Annotated in this window: 1 protein-coding gene; it reads right to left on the bottom strand. The window is 50.7% G+C overall.

Translation table 11 applies throughout. The features are described from left to right. Positions 1-501, bottom strand: a 501-nt coding sequence (locus tag R7Q48_RS31650) for an MlaE family lipid ABC transporter permease subunit (protein ID WP_318134433.1), incomplete at both ends; no start/stop codon positions are given.

Below are 501 nucleotides of genomic sequence, written 5' to 3'. Positions count from 1 at the left end.
TCTAGTCCCAGTACTGCTAAAGAAGAATGCACAACAGTGCGCGTAGTTGCGCGGCTGATCCCTTCCGAGGTAGGAATCGCATCGTAGCCATTAAATAGAGCAATCCAAGTTACCGTAATGGCAAACACAAAGCATTTGATCATGCTGTTGCCGATATCTTGTCCCAACTCAACAGAAGATTGCATGGCTGCCCAAAAGCTGCCGTGATCCACACCTTTCCAATCCACACCGACGAGCTGTGCCCCCCAGATGCCAACAGCCATGAAGATCATCGCAAGTAGTGGCATTGAGATAGCCCCAGCCCAAAAACGTGGTGCAATCACTCGTTTCAGTGGGTCAACTGCCATCATTTCTAAGCTTGAAAGCTGCTCAGTAGCTTTCATCAAACCAATTTCTGCCGTCAGCGCAGAGCCTGCACGTCCAGCGAAAAGAAGCGCAGTAACCACCGGCCCAAGTTCACGTAGTAGTGACAACGCGACCATCTGACCAAGACTGCCTTCC

Source organism: Vibrio sp. 378 (assembly GCF_033339435.1).
This window is presented reverse-complemented; position numbering and strand designations above follow the sequence as displayed.